This is a genomic window from Desulfocurvus vexinensis DSM 17965 (assembly GCF_000519125.1).
Lineage (GTDB): Bacteria > Desulfobacterota > Desulfovibrionia > Desulfovibrionales > Desulfovibrionaceae > Desulfocurvus > Desulfocurvus vexinensis.
In genome coordinates, this window is record NZ_KI912584.1 from 7903 (window position 1) to 13562 (window position 5660).

A 5660-nucleotide genomic window follows, 5' to 3' on the forward strand; every position below is an offset into this window, starting at 1 on the left:
TGCGGACAGGTCATGTTGCCCACCAGCAGATCGACCAGGAGCCGGTCCGCCTCTTCGAGGTCGGCGTCGGGCAGGAATTTCAGCGGCTTCATCTTCCGCGAGCCGTCCAGGATGATGCCGTCCTCGTTGCCGCCGTTCTTCATGATCCGGATCTCGTCCGGGGTGATCTTGGCGATCTCGTGCTCCGGGTTGTTCAGATTGAAATAGACGGTGTAGGAGGCCACATCGGTGTGCAGCCAGGAGAAATGGTCGCGCACCTGGCCACGGATCATGGCCAGGCTGGGCAGCACCTCGAAAAATGTCCGTCCGCCGCCCGTGGTCGGCACCATACCCGTGTGCTTGTAGAGCATGGCCGCGTAATGGCGCTTGCGGCCCCGGTCCGGTGAATCCATCCAGTAGATGGCGTTGTCGAAATACATGAACGGCTCGCCCTGCAGGGTGTGAAAGAACTGGGCACCGTTGGCGTTGAACCAGTCGTAGGCAGCCTCGGCGGCCAGGGTGTAGTCGGGAGCACCGTTCTCCAGTTCCGTGTCGATCAGCACCTCGTCGACCCGGGCGCGGCACGATCCGGGCATCGCGCCGGACATCCGCTTGGCCTTCTTCTTTTCGTTGCGGAACTCGACTTTACGGTCCTTCTGGATGGCGCGGATCTGCTCTTTGAGGGTGGCCATCGAAACACCACCGCCGATGCGCTCCTGCACCAGCTTCAGCAGACGGGCCTGTTCCAGCGGAGACTGCTCGGAAATCTCCCCCAGGATAGGTTCGAGCAGGCGGTTGCGTTCCTCTTCTTCAGCGCCCTCGGGCAGCGAGCGCACGCCGAACTCGATGGGCGTGCTGGCTTCGGCGAGCAGGCGTTCGAAATCCTCCCGGGTATGCCCGGCGGCAATGTAATCGTTGACGTCGATCTTGGCGGTGGCGAGAAGCGCCTCGGCCGCCTGGATTTCCTCGGCGGGCCGTCCCGCCAGCAGCTTGGCCAGCTCCTTCGGCCCCACGCTCGCCGTCAGGCTGAACCGTTCGGTCAGCTCCTGCCGGGCCGAGATCTGTGTTTCCGACAAAGGCAGCGTCACCAGGCGGGTGTCGATCTTGTGTTCGGCCAGGGTACGAGCGGTTTGCAGCGCCCCTTTGAGACCGGCCTGGGAGAGTTCGTTGTCCTGGCAGATGTAGACGGTTTCGACGCCGCGCAGTTTGGGGATCAGGCGCTCCCAATCGGCGGCCCGGATGCGGACGGTGACCGGCGATACGGTGGGCAGGCCCAGTTGCATCAGCGCCAGGCAATCGGTCACCCCCTCGGTGATGATCACCTTGCCGGGCCTCGCCAGCAGGCAGTCCTCGTTGAACAGCAGCGCGTTGTTGATGAAGTCGGCGACGTAAGGCCGCTGGTGCTCGTCGTGAACCGGCAGTTTCTTGTATTTCCCTTGCTCCCAGCCCACGTCCGGGGTCCACGGCGTCTTGCGGCCGATCATGAACACCACCCGGCCACGGCTCCAGTAGGGAAAGACGATCCGGCGCTCGAAAAATGGCGTCAGGCCGTCCTGGCTGGTGGGACGGAAAGCGCCGGTGGCGGCGAGCTCCCGTTTGGAGAAACCGTCCTCACCCCCGGTCAGTTGGGCGACCGCGCCGGACGCGTTGTCCGCGTAGCCGATCAGGAGATCGTCGATGGTCTCCTCGCTCAGGGCGTATTTGGATTTCAGCCAGTCGAGGACCTCCGGCGACTCTTTGAGTCTGGCGTGGTAAAGCCTGGCCAGCGAGGTCAGCGCGTCCTTGACCCGCAGTTCGAAGGCGCGGTCGGCCTCCGTCTGGGCGAGACGCTCCTGGCTGAGGCCATAGCGCGACAGCGGCGGCAAGCCCGCCTTCTTGGCGAGATAGTCCCGGGCCTGACGGTGGCTGTCCGGCATCGGACCGGATTGCCCGGCGGTGACCGAGCCCGTCTGAATGAACTCCACGAGTTGCAGCACGTCACCGCCGACTCCGCAGCCGAAGCAGTACCAGCCCTGCTTGTCGAGCATCACGTGCAGCGCCAGGCGCGACTGGCTCTGATGGTTGGGGCAGTCGCACATCAAACGCTGACCGGTTTCCTGGGTGATCCGTCCCGGCAGGAGTTCCCGGGCCACGTCACCGATGTCCATCTCGGTGACGAGCCGGTAATACTCCCTGACGTTATCCGTTCCGCCCATGCTCATTCGGCCTCCGCGACACGGGCGGAATCGGCATCCGCGTGCTGGGCGGCGTCCAGAAACAGGGGCAGGAAGGTCCGGCGGTCATCCACCTGGCAACGCTTGGCGCAGTTCTGGATGCCCCAATGGTCGCCCAGGACAATGGCGGTGCGCCGGGCGCGGGTCACCCCGGTGTAGAGCAGGTTGCGGTGATGCATGAAGGAATGCGCCTTGTGGATCACCACGACGGCGCAGGGGAACTCGGAACCCTGGGTTTTGTGGATGGTGAGCGCATAGGCGAGCTGCAGATCCTGCAGGTCGGGCGAACCCTTCTCCAGCTCCACCGGCATGCCGTCGAAGTCGATGACCAGGGTGCCGTTCGCGAGGACATCGACCACATAGCCGATGGCCCCGTTCATCACGTTCAGATCGTAGTTGTTCCGGGTCTGGATGACCTTGTCGTGCTTGAGAAACGGGGCGCGGCGGCCCATGGCGACCGGCGGCACCTCGGTGTTCCAGAGCTTGCGCTGGATGAGCCGCTGCAGTTCCTCGTTCAGTTCCTTGGTGCCGAGCGGTCCCTTGTGGGTCGGCGTCAGCACCTGCACGTCCTTGATGATGTCGAATCCCAGGGTGTCGAGCCGCTCCTGAAACAGCTCCAGCAGGAACGAGCGTGCAGCCATCGGATCGGTGAACTGATCTACCAGGTACCAATCCCGGCATCCGGATACCGACGCCTCGCTGGTCTTGCGCACCTCGCCCTTAAGAACGGCGGTGCAGTTCTCCTTGAGGACGCCAGCCTGGCGCACGACCTTGTCGAGGATGACCGTGGGGATGGCGCGTGTCTGGATCAGATCGCGCAGTATGTTTCCGGGTCCCACCGGCGGAAGCTGGTTGTGGTCCCCGACCAGCAGCACCGTGGTCCGCGACAAATCGACCGCCTCGAACAGGTGCCAGGCCAGCGGCACGTCGACCATCGAAAACTCGTCGACCACCAAGACGTCGGCATCGATGGGATTCTCCTTGCTGCGCGAGAAACCCTTGCCGTCATAGCCGAGCAGACGGTGAATGGTGGTGCCGCTGCGACCGCTGACTTCCTCCAGGCGCTTGGCGGCCTTGCCGGTCGGCGCGGCGAGCACGACCTCCAGGTCGCTCTCCTCGCAGATGGTGTTGATGACCGAAATGGTGTAGCTCTTGCCCGAACCGGCTCCACCCGAAATCAGGCTGATGCTGTGCTGGAGGGCCGAGCGGACCGCGTCGAGCTGCTTCTCGTTCAGCGTTGATGCGCAGCGCCGAATCAGGGCATCGAGTTTCTTGACGGACTGGAAATGAGGATTCGGTGTTTCGGCCTGGCCGAACAACAAGGCCAGCTCCCGCTCCATGCGGACGATCTCCGGCAGAGCGACCACGAAACGTCCGCCGTGGGAATCGCAGGCAAGCGCCTGTTCTTCGATGAGCGCGTCGAGGGCGCTCTCGATGCGGACCCGGCTGTCCAGGGCATCCATGACCAGCAGCAGATTGGCCTGGTCCACCAGATCCTCGTATTCGATCCAGCAGTGACCATTGTCCAGGGCTTCACGGACGCAGAAATTCAACCCAGCGCGGATACGAGGGGTGTGGTCCTTGGGGGTGCCAAGCTTGCGGGCGATCTTATCGACCTTCTTGAAGCCGAATCCCCGGATCTCCCGAATGAGGATGTACGGGTCTTCCTTCAGAATATCGAGGCAGTTGCCGCCGAGTCTTTCGACCAGAGTGGTGACCTGATGATGGGTCAGTCCGAATGCCGACAACCAGGCCATGACGGCGTTGACGCTGCGGTTCTTCAACCATTCGTCACGCAGCCGCCGGGCAGCATCCAAGGGCAGCCGAGCTTTGAGCGCGATGCGCTCGGGGTCATTCAGAAGGGTTTCTTCAAAGGCGTCGCCGAAACTCTCGACGATCAATCTGGCCTTGGCCGGACCAATGCCCTTGATCTCCGGATGGTTGGCCAGATAGTGGATCAGCCCCTCCGGATCGAGTTCGAGGTCGTGCTCCATCCCGTCGACCTTGAACTGACGGCCGTATTTGGGATGGGTGGCCCACGACCCGAGCAGGACCACAGGCTGATTTTCCCGGGCGAACAAATTGCCCGCGAACTGGACTTCCTCACCGGTCGGGGTGAGCAGTCGGCCTGCGGAGAACTTGGGTCCGGCATAGTAAACGCGCTCTATTCTTCCCCGGAGTCGCGCCGGGTTACTCTCATTTCTTTTTGGCATCTCGCGATCCTCCGGTGAAAACGTGTCAGGTACTCCTCGACAAAACGGCAGGCGGCCTGCCGGTCCGAGCAGAAGTAGACGGGGACACCGAAGTCGACGACGATGGAGGCGACCGTTCCGATCAGCGCGTGCGGGTGGGCATCGCTGCGGTAGCGGCCATCGACCAGATCGCGAAAGTTGCATTCGACAACCACGCAGGCGGATTCGTAGGCTGAGAGCTTTTCCAACTCGCGGTGAAACCGCTTTCGCCCCCGGATGACGGTGGAGACGAAATCCGTCAGGGATTTGCGCTCCACCGCCACCCGTTCCTCGAGGCCGACCAGTGAGTAATCACCGGCGGGCAGCGCCTTGCGAACCGCCGAAATTTTGTCGCTATCGAAGCTGTAGGGCTCCTGTTCGCGGGTGTCGACGACAACGGTGATCCGGTCCATCATCAGAACGGGATCATGTCGTCCATCGCCGCGCCGGGAGCCCCGGTATCGTCGGCCATGACAATGCGACGGTTGAAGTAGATGTTCTCGTTTTCACCGCGAGTGCGCTTGGTCACCTCCAGCTTGATGTTGAGAAGCTGCTCGAGGTGGCCCGGCAGGTCGGAGAGCTTCTGAAGCTGCAGCCCGCAGGTGTAGAGGTCCTGCTTGAGCCACTTGATGTTCTCGTTGCTGGCCATGACGTTGTTGCGCCAGAGCAGACGGCCCTTGTGGGTCGGCGCGAGAATGCGCAGGGTCCACTTGAGCATTGGATTGCCCGAAGTCTGGGCGCGGGTCAGTTCGACCCGGTCGACGTTGACCTGGTATTTACCGTCGGGGACAGCCTCGAACTCGCGTTCCTCGACTTCGGCGGTTTCGAAGGCGTCGTCGAACTGCGCCAGGTCGAGGTTGCTGTTGGACTGGTTTTCGTAGTGTTCCATGGTTGGATCTCCTTACTGTTGGGGTTTCGCCGCCGCACTCGCGGTCGGCTCCGGCTTCGGCCGGGCGGCACTCGCCGCAGCTCCGGCTGCCGTGTTGTTGAACGCTTTCATGAAGCTCGAAAAATCGAGGGGAATGACTTCGGGGAGTCGGCCGGTGCGGTCACCAGCGTCGTAATTGGGACTGGGCTTGGTGCGCATCACGCGCTGCCATACCGGCTTGCCGTCCTCGCCGGTTTTCATGTCCAGGTCGCAGAACAGGATCAGGTCCACCAGACCGGTGACCAGCTTCCGCGCCTTTTCTGGCAGCGTCGGCACGATGCGGGTGTGTTTGCCGGTCCGGGTCTCGAT

General features: G+C 62.8%; 5 protein-coding genes. All 5 read right to left on the reverse strand.

The annotated features are described in order from the left end of the window. A partial coding sequence (locus G495_RS20010; RefSeq protein ID WP_035252891.1) for a CHC2 zinc finger domain-containing protein occupies positions 1-2180 on the reverse strand: 2180 nt, incomplete at its 3' end. Further along, a complete protein-coding gene (gene recD2, locus G495_RS0116715; protein ID WP_011367842.1) occupies positions 2177-4405 on the reverse strand; it encodes an SF1B family DNA helicase RecD2 in 2229 nt (742 codons plus the stop codon). The genes G495_RS20010 and recD2, both read right to left, overlap by 4 nt. After that, a complete protein-coding gene (locus G495_RS0116720) occupies positions 4357-4839 on the reverse strand; it encodes an ERCC4 domain-containing protein (protein ID WP_027182212.1) in 483 nt (160 codons plus the stop codon). Before G495_RS0116720 ends, recD2 begins: the two co-directional genes overlap by 49 nt. Further along, positions 4839-5312, reverse strand: a complete 474-nt coding sequence (locus G495_RS0116725; RefSeq protein ID WP_028588686.1) for a DUF669 domain-containing protein — start codon at positions 5310-5312, stop codon at positions 4839-4841. The genes G495_RS0116720 and G495_RS0116725 overlap by 1 nt, the downstream gene beginning before the upstream one ends. Positions 5313-5324: 12 nt before the next feature. Beyond that, on the reverse strand, positions 5325-5660 hold a 336-nt coding region (locus G495_RS0116730), incomplete at its 5' end, for an AAA family ATPase (protein ID WP_028588687.1).

Excerpts from the sequence above, each read along its gene's own strand:
- recD2 (WP_011367842.1), bottom strand. The coding sequence starts at position 4,405 with ATGCCAAAAAGAAATGAGAGTAACCCGGCGCGACTCCGGGGAAGAATA.
- G495_RS0116720 (WP_027182212.1), bottom strand. The coding sequence starts at position 4,839 with ATGATGGACCGGATCACCGTTGTCGTCGACACCCGCGAACAGGAGCCC.
- G495_RS0116725 (WP_028588686.1), bottom strand. The coding sequence starts at position 5,312 with ATGGAACACTACGAAAACCAGTCCAACAGCAACCTCGACCTGGCGCAG.